14 protein-coding genes are annotated in these 15,255 nt (G+C 72.3%); 10 read left to right on the forward strand and 4 right to left on the reverse strand.

Going from position 1 to position 15,255, the window contains the following annotated elements; all coding sequences use genetic code 11:
- Positions 1–71: 71 nt before the first annotated feature.
- The 5 genes from AC1Q5D_RS01625 to AC1Q5D_RS01645 all read left to right on the forward strand — a co-directional run bounded on the left by AC1Q5D_RS01625 (position 72) and on the right by AC1Q5D_RS01645 (position 6,980).
- Positions 72–1,589, forward strand: a complete 1,518-nt coding sequence (locus tag AC1Q5D_RS01625) for an ABC transporter permease (protein ID WP_481736818.1) — start codon at positions 72–74, stop codon at positions 1,587–1,589.
- On the forward strand, positions 1,586–2,665 hold the full coding sequence (locus tag AC1Q5D_RS01630; RefSeq protein WP_481736819.1) for an ABC transporter permease: 1,080 nt from the start codon (positions 1,586–1,588) through the stop codon (positions 2,663–2,665). Before AC1Q5D_RS01625 ends, AC1Q5D_RS01630 begins: the two co-directional genes overlap by 4 nt.
- Positions 2,662–4,374, forward strand: a complete 1,713-nt coding sequence (locus AC1Q5D_RS01635; protein WP_481736820.1) for an ABC transporter ATP-binding protein — start codon at positions 2,662–2,664, stop codon at positions 4,372–4,374. Before AC1Q5D_RS01630 ends, AC1Q5D_RS01635 begins: the two co-directional genes overlap by 4 nt.
- Before the next feature lie 286 nt (positions 4,375–4,660).
- Complete coding sequence (gene typA / locus AC1Q5D_RS01640; protein WP_481736821.1) at positions 4,661–6,571, forward strand: translational GTPase TypA; 1,911 nt, start codon at positions 4,661–4,663, stop codon at positions 6,569–6,571.
- 4 nt (positions 6,572–6,575) lie between these two features.
- Positions 6,576–6,980 (forward strand): hypothetical protein, encoded by a 405-nt coding sequence (locus AC1Q5D_RS01645; protein WP_481736822.1) that lies wholly within the window; start codon positions 6,576–6,578, stop codon positions 6,978–6,980.
- Between the two features lie 59 nt (positions 6,981–7,039).
- Here AC1Q5D_RS01645 and AC1Q5D_RS01650 read toward each other — a convergent pair whose 3' ends face one another.
- Positions 7,040–7,534: a helix-turn-helix domain-containing protein gene (locus tag AC1Q5D_RS01650; protein ID WP_481736823.1), complete on the reverse strand. Its 495-nt coding sequence runs from the start codon at positions 7,532–7,534 to the stop codon at positions 7,040–7,042.
- 63 nt (positions 7,535–7,597) lie between these two features.
- Between AC1Q5D_RS01650 and AC1Q5D_RS01655 the strand changes: the two genes are divergently transcribed.
- On the forward strand, positions 7,598–9,373 hold the full coding sequence (locus AC1Q5D_RS01655) for an MFS transporter (protein ID WP_481736824.1): 1,776 nt from the start codon (positions 7,598–7,600) through the stop codon (positions 9,371–9,373).
- Here AC1Q5D_RS01655 and AC1Q5D_RS01660 read toward each other — a convergent pair.
- Positions 9,370–9,600 (reverse strand): putative acetyltransferase, encoded by a 231-nt coding sequence (locus tag AC1Q5D_RS01660; RefSeq protein WP_481736825.1) that lies wholly within the window; start codon positions 9,598–9,600, stop codon positions 9,370–9,372. The two genes, AC1Q5D_RS01655 and AC1Q5D_RS01660, sit on opposite strands and share 4 nt — an antisense overlap.
- A gap of 124 nt (positions 9,601–9,724) precedes the next feature.
- On the opposite strand from AC1Q5D_RS01660, the gene fdxA reads away from it, so the two are divergent.
- The 4 genes from fdxA to AC1Q5D_RS01680 all read left to right on the forward strand — a co-directional run bounded on the left by fdxA (position 9,725) and on the right by AC1Q5D_RS01680 (position 13,377).
- Positions 9,725–10,048: a ferredoxin gene (fdxA, locus tag AC1Q5D_RS01665; protein WP_481736826.1), complete on the forward strand. Its 324-nt coding sequence runs from the start codon at positions 9,725–9,727 to the stop codon at positions 10,046–10,048.
- An 8-nt stretch (positions 10,049–10,056) separates the two neighbouring features.
- Entirely contained in the window at positions 10,057–11,172 is a 1,116-nt protein-coding gene (gene dapC / locus AC1Q5D_RS01670; protein ID WP_481736827.1) for a succinyldiaminopimelate transaminase, read from the forward strand.
- Between the two features lie 100 nt (positions 11,173–11,272).
- Complete coding sequence (locus AC1Q5D_RS01675) at positions 11,273–12,556, forward strand: citrate synthase (RefSeq protein ID WP_481736828.1); 1,284 nt, start codon at positions 11,273–11,275, stop codon at positions 12,554–12,556.
- 215 nt (positions 12,557–12,771) lie between these two features.
- Positions 12,772–13,377: a hypothetical protein gene (locus AC1Q5D_RS01680; protein ID WP_481736829.1), complete on the forward strand. Its 606-nt coding sequence runs from the start codon at positions 12,772–12,774 to the stop codon at positions 13,375–13,377.
- Here the strand turns inward: AC1Q5D_RS01680 and AC1Q5D_RS01685 are convergent.
- Both AC1Q5D_RS01685 and dapD read right to left on the reverse strand, forming a co-directional pair.
- Positions 13,374–14,207, reverse strand: coding sequence for a hypothetical protein (locus AC1Q5D_RS01685; protein ID WP_481737046.1), 834 nt, complete (start codon positions 14,205–14,207; stop codon positions 13,374–13,376). The genes AC1Q5D_RS01680 and AC1Q5D_RS01685 overlap by 4 nt on opposite strands.
- Before the next feature lie 79 nt (positions 14,208–14,286).
- Positions 14,287–15,249 (reverse strand): 2,3,4,5-tetrahydropyridine-2,6-dicarboxylate N-succinyltransferase, encoded by a 963-nt coding sequence (dapD, locus tag AC1Q5D_RS01690; protein WP_481736830.1) that lies wholly within the window; start codon positions 15,247–15,249, stop codon positions 14,287–14,289.
- Positions 15,250–15,255 lie beyond the last annotated feature (6 nt).

Genomic DNA, 15,255 nt, shown 5'->3' on the forward strand with positions numbered 1-15,255 from the left:
CGGGGGCCCGGGCTAGACCCGGGCCCCCGCGGCGCGACAGGCGGCCGCCAGCTCGAAAGGCAAGACCCACAGTGCTGAGATTCATCCTCCGCCGACTCGGGGCCTCCGTCATCATCCTGTTCGGGGCCTCACTCCTCCTGTACGTCCTCGTGGTGAACTCCGGGGACCCGCTGCAGGACCTGCGCGAAAGCAACGCCGAAAACCGCGACGAGCTGATCCGCAGGCGCATCGACTTCATGAACCTGGACCAGCCGTGGTACCAGCGCTACTGGACGTGGCTCACGGGCGTCGGCCAGTGCTTCGTCCTCCGCTGCGACCTTGGGACCAACCGCTCGGGCCAGGAGGTCACCGACCTGCTCGCCAACGCCGCATCCTCCACACTGCGGCTGGTCTTCCTCGCCACCGTGCTCGCCGCCATCTTCGGCATCCTGATCGGGCTGCTCACGGCCATCCGGCAGTACTCCGGGCTCGACTACTCGGTGACGTTCCTGACCTTCCTCTTCTTCTCGCTCCCGGTGTTCTGGGCCGCCGTGCTCTTCAAGGAGTACCTGGCGATCGGATACAACGACTGGCTCCGGGAACCCGGCTTCCCGCCGGGCCAGATCGTCCTCATCGCGTTGCTGGCGGGGTTCCTCGTCCAGGTGTTCCTGGCCGGGAGCCTCCGGCGCCGCCTGATCACGTTCGCCGCGACCGCCGCCTTCGTCGGCGTGGCGCTGCCGTACCTCGACTGGCTCAACTTCTACCGCTTCCCGCAGTTGGGCTACGGACCCATCCTCGTGCTGGGCGCGGCCGTCGGCCTGTCCGCCACGATCATGACGGCGGGCCTGCGCGAGCGCCGGGTGCTGATTCCCGTCGGCGTCACGTGGGCCATCGGCGCCATCGCCTACTGGGCGGTGTTCGGGCCACTGCAGGACCCGTCGTGGTGGCTCCTGCTCGTGCTCGTCATCCCCGTCGTCGGCGTTCCGATCGCGGCGGCACGGATCTGGGGCGGACACGTGCGGACGCGGGCCCTGATCGCCTCCACCGTGACGTCGCTGACCATTGCCTTCCTGACGGTCCTCGACCACCTGTTCCGGGCCTGGCCCGGGTTCCTGGAGCTGAAGCCGCGGCCGATCTCCACCATCGGGTCCGAGACGCCGAACTTCGACGGCACGTTCTGGGAGCAGTTCCTGGACAAGGGCGCGCAGCTGCTGCTGCCCACGCTCCTGCTCGCGGTGATCTCCCTGGCCAGCTACTCGCGGTACACGCGGTCCTCGATGCTCGAGGTCGGGCAGCAGGACTACATCCGCACCGCGCGGTCCAAGGGCCTGTCGGAGCGCACCGTGATCCTCAAGCACGCGTTCCGCAACGCGCTGATCCCCATCGCGACGATTGCCGCGTTCGACTTCGCCAACCTCATCGGCGGCGCCGTCATCACGGAGCAGGTCTTCGGCTGGAAGGGCATGGGCGAGCTGTTCCTCACGGGCCTGCGGGCGGTCGACCCCGCCCCGGTGATGGCCTTCTTCCTGGTGACCGGGACAGCGGCCGTGCTGTTCAACATGCTGGCCGACATCTTCTACGCCATTCTCGACCCAAGGATCAGGGTATGACGCACATCATGCAGACCGGGCGGCACGCGGAGCCCGACGATCCGCGTCTCCACAACGACATGGAACTCGCGTCGCTGGCCGAGGTCGAGGACGCCAAACTCCGCTCCACCACCGAGAGGTCCCTGAGCCAGGGGCAGCTGGTCCGGCGCCGCTTCTTCGCGCACCGCGGCGCCATGGTCTCCACCGGCGTGCTCGCGGTGATCACCATCCTCGCCTTCTCCTCGATCGGCTTCGCCGGGATCCCCGGCTGGTGGGACCAGGAGTACACGCAGGCCGGGCTCGTCGTGGACGGCGGCGTCCCGACCCTCAGCGTCGTTCCCACCTGGCTCGGGGGAGCGGGCCTCGTCTGGGGCGAGCATCCGTTCGGGCAGGACTCCGTCGGCAAGGACTACTTCGCGCTGGTCATGCGCGGCACGCAGCAGTCCCTGATCATCGCGCTGCTCGTGGGCCTGGTGGCCACGGCCATCGGCTCCGTGATCGGCGCCGTGTCGGGCTACTACCGGGGATGGATCGACGCCGTCCTGATGCGCGTGACGGACCTGTTCATCGTGATCCCGCTGCTCGTCCTGGCGGCCGTTCTCGGCCGTATCGCGGGGGGCTCGAACGTCGTGGCCCTGGGCGTCGTGCTGGGCCTGGTCACCTGGACCGGCCTCGCCCGGCTCGTCCGCGGCGAGATCCTCTCGCTGCGGGAGCGGGACTTCGTGGCGGCCGCGCAGGCCATGGGGGCGGGACCCGGACGCATCATCTTCCGGCACCTGCTGCCGAACACGGTCGGCGTGATCGTGGTGAACGCGACGTTCGCCATCGCCGCGGCGATCCTGCTCGAGACGTCACTGAGCTTCCTCGGCTTCGGCGTGCAGCCCCCGGACTCCTCCCTGGGCCTGCTCATCAGCCAGTACCAGAACGCGTTCACCAACCGGCCGTGGCTGTTCTGGTGGCCGGGCGTCATCATCCTGGCGATCGCCCTCAGCGTGAACTTCATCGGCGACGGCCTGCGCGACGCGTTCGACCCCCGGCAGGGCGGGCGCAAGAAGCGGCGCATGGCCACCCTCAAGGACAGGAAGGCCAAGCGATGAGCCTGGAATGCGAAGTGCACACGGACGCCCCGGCGGCCGCGGCGCCGGCCCTGCGGTTCGAGGACCTCGACGTCGTCTTCCAGACCGAGTTCGAGGACGTCCACGCGGTCAAGGGGCTGTCGCTGGAGGTCCGGCCCGGGGAGGTCGTCGCGCTGGTCGGAGAGTCCGGGTCCGGCAAGTCGGTTACCTCGACCGCGGCCATGGGGCTGCTGCCCGGCAACGCGCGGGTGACCGGGCGGGCCGAGGTCGACGGCGTCGACGTCGTCACGCTGGCCCCCGCCAAGGTGCGCGCCATGCGCGCGACGAAGATCGCCATGGTCTTCCAGGAGCCGATGACGGCGCTGAACCCGGTGCTGACCGTGGAGGACCAGCTCACCGAGTCGCTCGAGCTGCACGGCATCGCGTACGGCGACGACGCGCGGCGGCGGGCCGTCGGGCTGCTCGAGACGGTGGGCATCCCCGACGCGGCCCGGCGCATCAAGCAGTACCCGCACCAGTTCTCGGGGGGACAGCGCCAGCGCATCGTCATCGCCATGGCGATCTCCTGCGACCCGACCGTCATCATCGCCGACGAGCCGACGACGGCCCTGGACGTCACCGTGCAGGCCGAGATCCTGGACCTGTTGCGCGAGCTGCGGGACCGCCTCGATGCGGGCATCCTGCTGATCACGCACAACATGGGCGTCGTCGCCGACATCGCGGACCGGGTCGCCGTCATGCTCCAGGGCCGCCTGGTCGAAACGGGCACCGCCGACCAGGTGATGAACCACCCACAGCACCCCTATACGCAGAAGCTCCTCGCCGCCGTCCCCCACCTGGGCAAGGGCCGCCACGACGACGAAGCCGGGGAGGCGCCCGAGGCCACTCCAGAGGCCGACCGCCGGCCCGTGCTCGAGGCCCGCGACCTGGTCATCGAGTACTCCATGCGGGGCAAGACGTTCCGCGCGGTGGAGGGGGTCTCCTTCCAGGCCTTCCCCGGGGAGATCCTCGGGATCGTCGGCGAGTCCGGCTCCGGCAAGTCCACGGTCGCGAAGGCCGTGCTCGGGCTGCTGCCGGTCGCGTCCGGCGAACTGCGGGTCCACGGGCAGAACCTGGCTGCCCTCCGGGGCAGGGCCGCCCGGACGGCCCGCGAGCGGATCGGCGTCGTTTTCCAGGACCCGGCGGCGTCGCTGAACCCCCGCTTCCCGATCGGCGACTGCATCGTCGAGCCGCTCGTCGTGCACCGGCGCGGCAACCGGCGCACGCAGCTGCGGCGGGCCGAGGAGCTGCTGGACGCGGTGCGGCTGCCCCGCAGCGTCGTCAACCGCTATCCGCACGAGCTCTCCGGCGGCCAGCGCCAGCGCGTCAGCATCGCCCGCGCGCTCAGCCTGGAACCGGAACTGCTCATCGCCGACGAGCCCACGTCCGCGCTGGACGTCTCCGTCCAGGCGGCCGTGCTGGAGATGCTCGCCGACCTGCAGGAGCGCTTCGAGTTCGCGTGCCTGTTCGTCAGCCACGACCTGGCCGTCGTCGACCAGCTGGCGCACTCGGTGCTGGTCATGAAGGACGGACAGATGGTCGAGTTCGGTCCGACCCGCCGCGTGCTCCACGCGCCGGAGGACCCCTACACCCAGCGCCTGCTGGCGGCGGCCCCCGTTCCGGAGCCGGGCGAGCAGCGCCAGCGCCGGGAGGAGCGGCGCCGCCTCCTGGATGAGGCGGGCGCCTCCTAGGAGGGCCCGGCGGCGGGGTTCCGGCCCCGCGCCCACAGACGGCCGGGGCGCCCTGTCGCCCCGGCGGCCTCGGGGGAGGAGGCGGCACCGGGTTCGGTCCCGGTGCCGCTTCCTGGCATCCGGCCGCCGCGCCGCGGAGGCGGCGCCGCCGTCGCCTGCGCGCCCTGTGTCCAGCGCCACGTCGCGCGCGAGTTGACGCTGGCGGTAGAATTGATTCTTGGGCCCAGCGTCGGCCCCGGCGCGTCCGCGCCAGACTGCCCCCACGGAAGCGAGTCCCAATCCTCCCATGACTGAGATCACCACCGCCCTGCGCGAAGACCTCCGCAACGTCGCCATCGTGGCGCACGTCGACCACGGCAAGACGACCCTGGTCGACGCGATGCTCTCGCAGACCGGTGCGTTCTCCACCCACGGGGACACCGGCGAACGCGTCATGGACTCGGGCGAGCTCGAGCGCGAGAAGGGCATCACCATCCTCGCCAAGAACACCACCGTGTTCTACTCCGGCCCCGCCGCCCAGGGCAAGACCATCACCATCAACGTCATCGACACCCCCGGCCACGCCGACTTCGGCGGCGAGGTCGAGCGCGGCCTGTCGATGGTCGACGGCGTCGTGCTGCTCGTCGACGCCTCCGAGGGCCCGCTGCCGCAGACGCGCTTCGTGCTGCGCAAGGCCCTCGCCGCGAAGCTGCCCGTCGTGCTGGTCGTGAACAAGACCGACCGCCCGGACGCGCGCATCGACGGCGTCGTCTCCGACGCCATGGACCTGCTCCTGGGCCTCGCCTCCGACCTGTCCGACGAGGTCCCGGACCTGGACCTGGACTCCGTGCTGAACGTGCCGGTGGTCTACGCCTCCGGCAAGGCCGGGCGCGCGTCGCTCACGCAGCCGGGCGACGGCGCGCTGCCGGACTCCGAGGACCTGGAGCCGCTGTTCGCCACGATCATGGAGCACGTCCCGGCCCCCTCCTACAACCCGGAGGAGGTCCTGCAGGCGCACGTGACCAACCTCGACGCCTCCCCGTTCCTGGGCCGCCTCGCGCTGCTGCGCATCTTCAACGGCACCCTGCGCAAGGGCCAGCAGGTCGCGTGGGCCCGCCGCGACGGCGAGCTGAAGCAGGTCAAGATCACCGAGCTGCTCGCCACCAAGGGCCTGGAGCGCGTCCCGGCCGAGTCCGCCGGCCCGGGCGAGATCGTCGCCGTCGCCGGCATCGAGGACATCATGATCGGCGAGACGCTCACCGACCTCGAGAACCCGCGGCCGCTGCCCCTGATCACCGTCGACGACCCGGCCATCTCGATGACCATCGGCATCAACACCTCCCCGCTGGCCGGCAAGGTCAAGGGCGCCAAGGTCACCGCCCGCCAGGTCAAGGACCGCCTCGACAAGGAGCTCATCGGCAACGTGTCCCTGCGCGTGCTGCCGACCGAGCGCCCGGACGCGTGGGAGGTCCAGGGCCGCGGCGAGCTGGCGCTGGCGATCCTCGTGGAGCAGATGCGCCGCGAGGGCTTCGAGCTCACCGTGGGCAAGCCGCAGGTCGTCACCCGCACCGTCGACGGCAAGGTCCACGAGCCGATGGAGCGCATGACCATCGACGTGCCCGAGGAGTACCTCGGCTCCGTCACCCAGCTCATGGCCGCCCGCAAGGGCCGCATGGTCAACATGACCAACCACGGCACCGGCTGGGTCCGCATGGAGTTCACGGTCCCGGCCCGCGGCCTGATCGGCTTCCGCACGCGCTTCCTCACCGAGACCCGCGGGTCCGGCATCGCGGCCTCCCTCGCCGACGGCTACGAGCCGTGGGCCGGGGAGATCGAGTACCGCACCAACGGCTCCATGGTGGCCGACCGTGCCGGCGTCGTGACGCCGTTCGCGATGATCAACCTCCAGGAGCGCGGCACGTTCTTCGTGCAGCCGACCTCCGAGGTGTACGAGGGCATGATCGTCGGCGAGAACTCGCGCGCCGACGACATGGACGTCAACATCACCAAGGAGAAGAAGCTCACCAACATGCGCTCCTCCACGGCGGACTCCTTCGAGAACCTCACGCCGCCGCGCACGCTCACGCTCGAGGAGTCCCTCGAGTTCGCGCGCGAGGACGAGTGCGTGGAGATCACCCCGGAGGCCATCCGCATCCGCAAGGTGATCCTCAACTCGAGCGACCGCCTCAAGGCCGCCCGGGCCCGGGCGCGCGCCTAGCCCCATGGCCGACGACGGCGGCGTCCTGGCCGTTCTCACGGGGCTCATCGCGGCCGTGCTGGCCGGCCTGCTGGCGGCGGTCCTCGGGACGATGCTGCACGGGCAGCTGCTCTACGTCGGGACGACCCCCGTGCCGTGGGGCGCGGTGTTCGCGCTCGTGCTCGCCGGGGCCCTGTGCACGCTGGCGGCCCTCTACGCCGAACGGGTCTGGGTCGCCGGGGCGGCCGGGATCGTCGCCTACGCGGCCGTCGCGGCGGTGTCCCTCGACGAGTTCAACCGGATGGTCGTCGGCCTGGGCCGGTTCGGCGCGCTGCCCGGCCCGGCCCTCGCCGGGGCGATCTGGACGTACGGGATCGTCGTCACCACGCTCGTCGCCCTCGTCCTCGCGGCCCGGACGCTGCGCCGGTAGCACCGCCCCCGAGCGCCGCGGCGGGCGCCGCGGCCCGGACGCCGCCGCGGGCCGCGGCGTCAGCCCGCGGTCTGGTCCAGGTGGTGCGCGATGAACAGGCTCGTGGCGACGCCGCCGTCGCCGGCCGGGCGCAGCGCGTATTCCGACACGACCTCGCGGATCCGCCCCAACATCTCCTTCTGGTCCGCCTCGGTGAGCTTCAATCCCACGCGCAGGACCTGGATCTCGTTGGGCGCGAGGCCGTCGATCTCCTGCAGGAACGTCTCGAGCAGGACCGGCGCGGCGTCGGGCAGGCGCGTGTTCCAGGACATCCGGGTCGCCTTGTAGGGCACCTCCTTGGCGCCGCGGTTGCCGCGCCGGGCCGGTTCGGCCTCCAGGAAGCCGGTGGCGAGGAGCGTCCGGACGTGGTGCAGGGAGGTGGCCGGATTCAGGCCCAGGACGTCCGCGATCTCCTTGTTGGTGCGCGGCTTGTGCAGGCAGAGCCGCAGGATCCGCAGCCGCAGTGGCGAGCTCAGGGCGCGCGCGCGTGCTTGCAGCTCCTCGTCCGTTGCCATATGTTCAGCATACGGTAAAAAACCGGACTGATTGACGAAGTCAAATCGCATCGCAAGGAATCCATGGCCGCTTCCGGGTCCCGCACGTTCCCGGGGGGCCGGGAGCCCGCCGGGGGCGGGCCCCGGACCCACCGCACCGCGCCCCGCTGGCGCGTGCCCGGGGGCCGGAACTTCCTGGTCTTCTGGACGGGGCAGACCCTGAGCCAGTTCGGCGCCCAGCTGGGCGCCGTGGCCCTGCCCGTCCTGGCCGTCGTGCTGCTGGGCGCGACCGAGTGGGAGGTCGGGCTGCTCACGGCGGCCAACACGGCCGCGTTCCTGCTGATCGGGCTGCCGGCCGGCGCCTGGGTGGACCGCTGGATGAAGCGCCCCGTGATGATGCAGGCGGACCTGGTCCGCGCCGCGGCGATGCTGGCCGTTCCCGTCCTCTGGTTCACGGGCGCCATGGAGCTGTGGCACCTGGTGCTGGTCGCGTTCGTGGTCGGGCTGTCCAACGTGTTCTTCGACGTCTCCTACCAGTCCTACATCCCGCACCTGGTGGACCGGGACCGGATCTCGGACGCGAACGCCCGCCTCGAGGCCACCGGCCAGGTGTCGCGCCTGGCCGGCCCCGCCGTCGGCGGCGCGCTGCTGGCCGTCCTGGCCGCCCCGGTCCTGTTCATCGGGCAGGCCATCGGCTACCTGGTCTCGGCCGCGTGCCTGTGGCGGGTCCGCGACCGCGAGGTCCCGGCGGCGCGCGAGCGCGGACACCTGGTCGCCGACATCCGCGAGGGCCTGGCCTACGTCCTCCGGCACCGCCTCATCCGGCCGATCGCCCTGAGCACGGCCATCGTGAACTTCTTCTCGACGATCGTCTTCACGCTCCTGCCGGTCCTGGCCCTGCGCACGCTCGACCTCGAGGGGCTGCACCTCGGCCTCGTCTACTCCACGGGCGCGGTGGGCGGCCTGATCGCCGCGGCCGTGACCCCCTGGTTCGCGGAGCGCGTCGGCGAGGGGCCGTCGCTTCCGATCGGCATCGCGCTGACGGTGGCCGGCATGGCGGGCTTCCCGCTGTCCCTGCTGGCCGGCGGCACGCTGGACGGCTTCCTGGTCCTGGCCGGGGCGATGTTCGTGATGACCGTCGGCGTGCTGGTCTACAACATCATCCAGGTGAGCATGCGCCAGCGGATCTGCCCGCCGCGGCTCATGGGGCGGATGAACGCCTCCATCCGGTTCCTGGTCTGGGGCGTGCTCCCGCTGGCCTCGCTGCTGGGCGGCCTCCTGGGCGAGGTGGCCGGGCTCGGCCCGGCCCTGTGGATCGGCGTCGCGGGCGCGGGCGCCGCCGTCGTGCCGCTCATGCTCTCGCCGCTGCCGCGGCTGCGCCGCCTCCCGGACTCCGTCGAGGAGCCCGCGCCCGGGGGCGGCGACGGGGACGCCGCGGCGGCCCGCCGCCCCGGACCGGCCGGGCACCGCGCGGAAGGTGGCCGAGCCGGGGCCGGCCGGAGGCCCGCGGGCGCGCCGCACGGCGGGGACGGGCGGCGCCTGGACCGGCTGCCCACGCCGCCGGTGCACGAGCAGGACACCGTCCGGTACGTCACCGGGCGCATCGCGGAGGACCTGAGGCGCGGGCCGCGCACGGCGTTCGAGGCCGGCCCGCACGCCGCCGACGTCCCGGAGGGGACCGTTCCCGGGCAGCACCTGCCGGAGGCCACCGCCCCCGTGGCCGACACCGACCGCATCCCGACCGTGCGCAAGGCCGGGCCGGACGCGGCCCGCCGGGCCCGCGGGGGCACCGCGACGGGGGAGCGGCAGGGCGGGGCCGGGCGCCGGGGCCCGGACGGCGGCCCCGACCGGGAGGGCTAGCGGGCCCGGCGCGCCGGGGGCGGCGGCACGCGCTTGGCGTGCGTGACGTCCGCTACGGGCACGCGGACCAGGCCGGAGCGCGTCCGGATGGCTACCTCGGGGCCGTCGCGGCCCTCGAATTCGCCGAGGGCGTCGGTCAGCGGGGCGCCGCCGTCGTCCGCCCGGCGCCGGTAGCGCACCACGATCCGCGTCCCGTGCGGCAGCCCCGCGAAGAAGTCCCCGGCCATGCGCCGATCGTAGCGCGGCGCCAGCCGGGGCCCGGCACCGGCCCGGAAAGGACTAAGCTGGTGCGGAAGGACAGGGCCCCGCCCCGGGGCGCGAACCACCCAGCGAAGGAAGGCACCGGGTACCGTGACGTACATCATCGCCCAGCCGTGCGTAGACGTGAAGGACAAGGCCTGCGTCGAGGAATGCCCGGTCGACTGCATCTACGAGGGTGAACGCTCGCTGTACATCCACCCGGACGAGTGCGTCGACTGCGGCGCGTGCGAGCCCGTGTGTCCGGTGGAGGCGATCTACTACGAGGACGACGTCCCCGACGAGTGGGCCGACTACTACAAGGCCAACGTGGAGTTCTTCGACGAGCTCGGCTCGCCCGGCGGCGCCGCGAAGGTCGGCAACACGCACACCGACCACCCGCTGGTCTCCGTGCTGCCCCCGCAGAACCAGGACTAGCGGCGCGCATGCTGACGCTGCCCGACTACCCCTGGGAATCGCTGCGCCCGTACCGCGAGCGGGCCGCCGCCCACCCCGGCGGGACGGTGGACCTGTCCATCGGCACCCCGGTGGACCCGACGCCCGACGTCGTCCGGCGCGCGCTGCGCGACGCCGCGGACGCCCCCGGCTACCCGACCACGCACGGGACGCCGGCGCTGCGCGAGGCGATCGCCGACTGGTACGCGCGGCGGCGCAACACGCCCGGCCTGGACCCCGAGCACATCATGCCGACCGTCGGGTCCAAGGAGCTGGTCGCGTGGCTGCCGCTGCTGCTGGGGCTCGGCCCGGGCGACGTCGTCGTGCGCCCGGTCGTCGCCTACCCGACCTACGACATCGGCGCCCGGCTGGCCGGCGCCCAGGCCGTCGCGGCGGACAGCCTCGACGAGCTGCCCGAGACGGTGCGCTCGCGCGTCCGGCTCGTGTGGACCAACTCGCCCGGCAACCCCACGGGGATCGTGCGGACGACGGCGGAGCTCGCGGCGCTGGTCGCCGACGCGCGCGCCATCGGCGCCGTCGTGGCCTCCGACGAGTGCTACGCCGAGCTCGGCTGGGGCCCGTGGGAGTCCGGCGTGCCCGGCATCCTGGAGGACGCCGTCTCCGGCGGCGACCACCACGGCCTGCTGAGCGTGTACTCGCTGTCCAAGCAGTCCAACGTGGCCGGCTACCGGGCCGCGTTCGTCGCCGGCGCCCCGGACCTGATGCCGAACCTCGTCAACAACCGCAAGCACGCGGGGATGATCGTGCCCCGGCCCGTCCAGGAGGCCATGCGCGCCGCCCTGGGCGACGAGGCTCACGTGGCGGCGCAGAAGGACCTGTACCGCTCCCGGCGGGAGCGCCTGCTGCCCGCCCTGGCCGCGTTCGGGCTCGACGTGCGGCACTCGGAGGCCGGGCTCTACCTGTGGGCGACGGCCGGGGAGGACACGTGGTCCACCGTGGGCCGGCTCGCCGGGCTCGGCATCGTCGTCGGGCCGGGAAGCTTCTACGGGGAGGCCGGCGAGGGCTTCGTCCGCGTGGCGCTGACGGCCGCCGACGAGCGGGTCGACGCCGCCGTGGAGCGGCTCGCGGGCGTCACATCCGCCTGAGCCGGGTTCCCCGGATTAGTGGCGGGCCCCGCGCTGGCGGTAGCGTGGCCTTGATTATTGCTTTGTAGGAAGAGCATCCGTCCACGGGTGAGGAGAAAACATGACGGCTCCCCAGTCTGCCCGGCTCGCGTATAACGGCACCGAGCTCGAGCTTCCGGTCGTCCCGGCCGTCGAAGGCAACAACGGCTTCGACGTCGCCAAGCTGCTGAAGTCCACGGGGACGGTCACCTACGACCCCGGCTTCATGAACACCGCGGCCACCAAGTCCGCGATCACCTATATCGACGGCGACGCCGGGATCCTCCGCTACCGCGGGTACCCGATCGAGCAGCTGGCGCAGAACTCCTCGTTCCTGGAGACCTCCTACCTGCTGATCTACGGCGAGTTGCCGACCCCGAGCCAGCTGGAGGAATTCGACCAGAAGATCCGCCGGCACACGCTCCTGCACGAGGAGCTCAAGGGCTTCTTCGACGGGTTCCCGCGCGACGCGCACCCGATGCCCGTGCTGTCCTCGGCCGTGTCGGCCCTCTCGACCTGGTACCAGGACTCCCTGGACCCGTTCAACGAGGAGCAGGTGGAGCTGTCCACCATCCGCCTGCTGGCCAAGATGCCGGTCATCGCCGCCTACGCGCACAAGAAGTCCGTCGGGCAGGCCCTGCTGTACCCGGACAACTCCATGAACCTCGTGGAGAACTTCATGCGGCTGAACTTCGGCATCGCCGCCGAGCCGTACGAGCTGGACGAGGACATGGTCCGCGCCCTGGACCTGCTGCTGATCCTGCACGCGGACCACGAGCAGAACTGCTCGACCTCGACGGTCCGCCTCGTCGGCTCGTCGAACGCCAACATGTTCGCCTCCGTCTCCGCCGGCATCAACGCCCTGTTCGGCCCCGCCCACGGCGGCGCCAACGAGGCCGTCCTGAAGATGCTGCGCACCATCCAGGCCCAGGGCATCAAGCCCGAGGACTTCATGGAGAAGGTGAAGAACAAGGAGGACGGCGTCCGCCTGATGGGCTTCGGCCACCGCGTCTACAAGAACTACGACCCGCGCGCCAAGATCATCAAGCAGACCGCGCACGACATCCTCGGCAAGGTCGGCGGCAACGACGAGCTGCTCGAGATCGCCATGCGCCTCGAGGAGAAGGCCCTCGCGGACGACTACTTCATCGAGCGCAAGCTGTACCCGAACGTCGACTTCTACACCGGCCTGATCTACAAGGCCATGGGCTTCCCGGAGAAGATGTTCACGGTGCTGTTCGCCATCGGCCGCCTCCCCGGCTGGATCGCGCAGTGGCGCGAGATGATCCAGGACCCGGGGCTGAAGATCGGCCGCCCGCGCCAGGTGTACGTGGGCGAGGGCGAGCGCCGGTACCCGCAGAACTAGGTCCGGACCCCGCGGTCCTCCTCCGGGCCCGCCCGGGCACCGCGGTGCCGCACCCGCCGTCGGCGGCCGTCCCCCGTGGGGCGGCCGCCGACGGCGTTAAAAGGGGGACGGGACGGACGGGTGCGCCGGGGCGGGGACGGGTTTACCCTTGAGGAGGGGGCCCGGCGTCCCGCACCGGCGCCGGAGACACCACGCTGACGAGGAGGGGCCGGCGGATGTATGTGCGCACCGGAGACGGCTGGAAGGTCTCGGCCGGGACCCACGGACAGATGCTCATGGCCCTGTACCTTCGGGACCTCGCGGACATCCAGCACCCCGTGCCGCCCGTGGTGTGCCCGCTGGCGCCGCACGTGAAGCCCGCGGCCGCCGCCGAGATCCCGCACTCGGCCCAGGCGGAGCTGCGCCAGGAGTGGCACGACTGGTGGCAGCGGCTGATCCGGCAGGGGCCCGCCGACGACGGCGAGGTCGAGCCCCCGCCGTTCGCCTCGTTCGACGACTCGCCCACGCTCCAGCGCCTGATGCGCGCCCACTACGGCAGCGCGACTGCGTGGGCGCGGCAGCGCGCGTTCGAGTACGGCGCCCTGGCCCGCTCGGAGGAGGCCCACGAGAACCTCCAGGTGCTGGAGGAGATGCTCGCCGAGCGCCGGTTCGCGCCCGAGCGGGACGGGGAGCGGCCCGTGGAACTGACCCTGATCGAGCTGCCGCTGGCCGAGCCGCGGGCCTGGTTCGTCGAGCCGCACACGGTGATCCTCGACCAGTCGCTCAACGGCGACCGCGACCTGTTCCTCAGCTACATGGGCCCGATCGTGGAGATGCTCTAGCCCTCGCCGGAGGCCCGGGCGAGGGTCACGACGACGGAGCGCGGCTCGGTCGGGCCCGGCACCCACTGGTCCTCGGCCCGGCTCCAGACCAGCCCGGAGTGGCCCACGGACGCGATCCGCTGCTCGGCCGCGCTGGCGACGGCCCACTGGGCGACCGCCCACCCGAGCGTGCCGTCGGCGGGCACGGTGACGGTGTTCCCGTCCACGCTGGTCCCGAGGTCCCCGAAGGCGGCCTCGAGGGCCGCCGCCGTGGCCGCGGGGTCGCCGGGCGCGTCCGCCCGGCGCAGCGTGCAGTTCAGGGCGGCGGGGGAGTGGCCGGTCAGGGCGGAGGCGTAGGCGCGGCCCTCGGGCTCGTGGTCGGCGTAGGCGTCGGGGTAGGCGCTGCGCTGGACCTTCTGGGCCGCCTCGGTCACGGGCATGGACCGGTAGTCGAACTTTGCGAGCTCCTGGTAGAAGCGGTTGGCCGCGTAGAGCGGGTCCATGACCTGCTCCTGCGTGCCCCAGCCCTGGGACGGGCGCTGCTGGAACAGCCCGCGCGAGTCCGGGCCGGCGTCGTCGCCGTAGTCGATGTTGCGCAGCTTCGACTCCTGCACGGCGGTCGCGATGGCGATCGTCGCCGCGCGGGCCGGCATGCCCCGGCGGACCGACACGGCCGCGATGAGGGCGGCGTGGTGCGCCTGGTCGGGCGCGAGGTCGTGCGTCTCCGAGCCGACGACGGCGGTGCACCGCTCCCGGACGAGGACCTGCTCCCGGTCCAGGAACACGGAGACGGCCCAGACGCCGCCGGAGACGACGACGGCGGCCAGCAGCAGGGCGAACGCCCCGCGCAGTCGGCGGCGCCGCCGCCCATGCGAGCGCCCCGCCCCCCGGCCGCGGCCGGAGGACAGGGCGAAGACGCGGTCGTGCGGGCTAGTTGGCATGCAGGGCCGTGTTCAGCTCCACGGTCTGCCCCTCCCGCGGCAGGGCCTCGATGGCCCCGGTGGTCGAGTTGCGGCGGAACAGCAGGTTCGGCACGCCGGAGAGCTCGAGCGCCTTGACGGTCTTGCCCGAGACCTCGACCCGCGAACCGGCCGTGACGTAGAGCCCGGCCTCGACCACGCAGTCGTCGCCGATCGAGATGCCGACGCCGGAGTTCGCGCCGAGCAGGACCCGCTCGCCGATGGTGATCTTCTCCTTGCCGCCGCCGGAGAGGGTCCCCATGATCGAGGCGCCGCCGCCGACGTCGGAGCCGTTGCCGACGACGACGGACGCCGAGATGCGGCCCTCGACCATCGAGGAGCCCAGCGTGCCGGCGTTGAAGTTCACGAAGCCCTCGTGCATGACGGTGGTGCCGGACGCCAGGTGCGCCCCGAGGCGCACGCGGTCGGCGTCGCCGATGCGGACGCCGGCGGGCACGACGTAGTCCACCATGCGCGGGAACTTGTCGACGCCGTAGACGGCCAGCGGGCCGCGGCGGCGCAGCTTGAGCCGGATGAGCTCGAAGCCGTCGACCGGGCACGGGCCCTGGGAGGTCCACACGACGTTGGTCAGCAGCCCGAAGATCCCGTCGAGGTTCTGGCTGTTCGGCGCGACCAGGCGGTGCGAGAGCAGGTGCAGGCGCAGCCAGGCGTCGCACGTGTCGGCGGGGGCGACGTCGAGGTCGATCTCCAGGCGCACGACCTCCTGGGTCGTGCCCCGGTCGGCATCGTCCGCGGCGGCCGCGGCCAGCTCGCCGTCGACCTTCGGCGCGTCGGCCAGCGTGCCCAGCACGGGCGCGGGGAACCAGACGTCGAGGACGGAGCCATCGGCGGCGCGGGTGGCCAGGCCGATGCCGGCGGCCGTGCGGACCGCGTTGTTCTGGGCAGGGGCGTGCTCGGTGGCAGGGGAAGTCATGACCCC

This window comes from Arthrobacter paludis (genome assembly GCF_056782315.1).

What these genes read in the sequence shown, in the direction of transcription:
- AC1Q5D_RS01630 (WP_481736819.1), top strand. Translation starts at nt 1,586, where the DNA reads ATGACGCACATCATGCAGACCGGGCGGCACGCGGAGCCCGACGATCCG.
- AC1Q5D_RS01635 (WP_481736820.1), top strand. Translation starts at nt 2,662, where the DNA reads ATGAGCCTGGAATGCGAAGTGCACACGGACGCCCCGGCGGCCGCGGCG.
- typA (WP_481736821.1), top strand. Translation starts at nt 4,661, where the DNA reads ATGACTGAGATCACCACCGCCCTGCGCGAAGACCTCCGCAACGTCGCC.
- AC1Q5D_RS01645 (WP_481736822.1), top strand. Translation starts at nt 6,576, where the DNA reads ATGGCCGACGACGGCGGCGTCCTGGCCGTTCTCACGGGGCTCATCGCG.
- AC1Q5D_RS01650 (WP_481736823.1), bottom strand. Translation starts at nt 7,534, where the DNA reads ATGGCAACGGACGAGGAGCTGCAAGCACGCGCGCGCGCCCTGAGCTCG.
- AC1Q5D_RS01655 (WP_481736824.1), top strand. Translation starts at nt 7,598, where the DNA reads ATGGCCGCTTCCGGGTCCCGCACGTTCCCGGGGGGCCGGGAGCCCGCC.
- AC1Q5D_RS01660 (WP_481736825.1), bottom strand. Translation starts at nt 9,600, where the DNA reads ATGGCCGGGGACTTCTTCGCGGGGCTGCCGCACGGGACGCGGATCGTG.
- dapC (WP_481736827.1), top strand. Translation starts at nt 10,057, where the DNA reads ATGCTGACGCTGCCCGACTACCCCTGGGAATCGCTGCGCCCGTACCGC.
- AC1Q5D_RS01675 (WP_481736828.1), top strand. Translation starts at nt 11,273, where the DNA reads ATGACGGCTCCCCAGTCTGCCCGGCTCGCGTATAACGGCACCGAGCTC.
- AC1Q5D_RS01680 (WP_481736829.1), top strand. Translation starts at nt 12,772, where the DNA reads ATGTATGTGCGCACCGGAGACGGCTGGAAGGTCTCGGCCGGGACCCAC.
- dapD (WP_481736830.1), bottom strand. Translation starts at nt 15,249, where the DNA reads ATGACTTCCCCTGCCACCGAGCACGCCCCTGCCCAGAACAACGCGGTC.